Raw genomic sequence first — 1,950 nt, forward strand, 5'->3', positions numbered from 1 at the left:
CGATCGTTGTTTGGCGGTTAGATCGATTAGGTAGAAATATGGAGGACCTCATTAATATTGTTAATTCTTTTAATAATAAGGGGGTAAGTTTTCATAGTCTACAAGAAAATATTACAATGGATAAATCAAGTTCGACTGGACAATTGATGTTTCATTTATTTGCGGCCTTTGCGGAATTTGAGCGAAACCTTATTTTAGAACGTTCTGCCGCTGGTAGAGAAGCCGCACGTGCAAGAGGAAGGCTTGGAGGAAGACCTGAGAAATTTTCAGAGAAAGACATAATGCTTCTTAAAACCTTGGTAGAAAGTGGTACGCCAATTAAGTCGATTGCGGATTCTTGGGGAGTGTCAAGAACAACGATTTATAGGTATATAAATAAATGAAAATTTTCTCAATCTCCTTATCCCTTACTAGAAGCCTAGTATTGATTAACCGTTCTTTTAATCGTTGTAAATATTTAAAAGCTCCTTTAGTTTCATAAAGGAGCTTTTATTATTAAATTAGAAGCTATTTTTTACTAAGTTATTTATTGGTTTTTACAACTATCATTCCAATTTTTTCATAAATCTTTTTATAATTATTTAGTACCATGAAGAAGCAAAATGTGATTACAAACACTAAAATACCTGGAAGTATATTATATCTTATGAGTAAATTAATTGAGCTACTCCCAAGTCCAATGTTTCCACAAATACTATAAGCTGTGAAAATCCCTGCAACCAAAGAAATTGGTAAGCGAAACTTAGGAAATAATAGATAGTTTCCTTTCTCCTCTAAACTTAATCTTTGATAGAAATATTGAGCAGAAAAATAGAAGAGAAAAGTAGTTAGTATAACAAATCCATCTAATATCAGCCAATGTGAATAGGTATCAAATCGGACAAAAAATGATTGATAATAAATTCCATCATTTTTATTATTGAAAATATTGTTGAAGACATTGTTCAAGATATCTAAAATATTTTGCTTTATCAACTCTAATCCAAAGACAAAGCCGATCAAAGATAAGGCGCCTGTAATCCCCTGTCCCAAAATAGTCCCAGAAAAAAAACCTAAAAAATAGTAACAAATGGCAACTAATAAGATGCAAAATTGGTAGAAAATAATTTTATCTAGAGGATAATTAATATATTGGTGAGGAATGCGACTATAAAGAATGACTAAATTAATGCTAACAGCAGTAATTGCCATTAATAATAAAGGAATTAACGACGTCAATATACTGCTTTTTAAAATTTGTTTTCTTTTATACCCAGACGAAAATAAAATCTGTAAAAAATTTGTCTTGTAATTTAAGAAGGATACTAAAAATCCAGCAACAATGAAAAATAAGCTAATAAGAGTAAAACCACGAAACACGTTTCTGGACGTAAACAAATATCTAAAATTAGTTAAGTCCAGCGCACTTCGCGTGTAAAATAATTTGGCCCTTATATAACCGTAAAATTCTTTAAAAGTCTGTGATTGAATATGAAACTTACCAGTTTTAGAATCAAATTTCAGAAAAATTCCTGCGTCCTGGTTCTCTGCATAATCGACACTTCCTTGGTAATCTTTTGTTTCTTTATATTTTTTATTTACATCATCCTCTTCAGTTTTTTGTGCAGCAAGGTATGAATTATATTGGTCTCTAGCCTCTTGAGAATGGATAAAGTTTTGCTCTCTATGCCAATTTTTTGTGGAGTTAAATCCAATAAAAACAGAGATTAATATTAACAGTATTCCTAAACTTAAAACGATTGGTTTGGCTCGTTTCCAAGTAATTTTGTTCAATTTTTTGTTATCCATTCTTTCCTCACTCTCTTTCATCAGTCATCTCATGACCTGAAAACTTGCTTATAAAAATATCTTCTAAAGTTAAAGGAAGTTCTTCAATCAGTAGTGGTTCACAATTGTTTATTCGTTCCATAAGTTCATCACTATAATTTTCAAAAATCACTGTGCTTACTC

The 1,950-nt window shown here is 30.9% G+C and carries 2 protein-coding genes; one reads left to right on the forward strand and one right to left on the reverse strand.

Going from position 1 to position 1,950, the window contains the following annotated elements:
- Positions 1–383, forward strand: a 383-nt coding sequence (locus ABZ857_RS44075) for a recombinase family protein (protein WP_357056923.1), incomplete at its 5' end; no start/stop codon positions are given.
- A 139-nt stretch (positions 384–522) separates the two neighbouring features.
- Here the strand turns inward: ABZ857_RS44075 and ABZ857_RS44080 are convergent.
- Positions 523–1,809: an ABC transporter permease gene (locus ABZ857_RS44080; RefSeq protein WP_032398667.1), complete on the reverse strand. Its 1,287-nt coding sequence runs from the start codon at positions 1,807–1,809 to the stop codon at positions 523–525.
- Between the last annotated feature and the right edge of the window lie 141 nt (positions 1,810–1,950).

The sequence above is a fragment of the Microbispora sp. NPDC046933 genome, assembly GCF_040644635.1.
Lineage (GTDB): Bacteria > Actinomycetota > Actinomycetes > Streptosporangiales > Streptosporangiaceae > Microbispora.

Bases quoted from the DNA above. Each gene is read 5' to 3' on its own strand.
- ABZ857_RS44080 (WP_032398667.1), bottom strand. From the start codon at position 1,809: ATGAAAGAGAGTGAGGAAAGAATGGATAACAAAAAATTGAACAAAATT.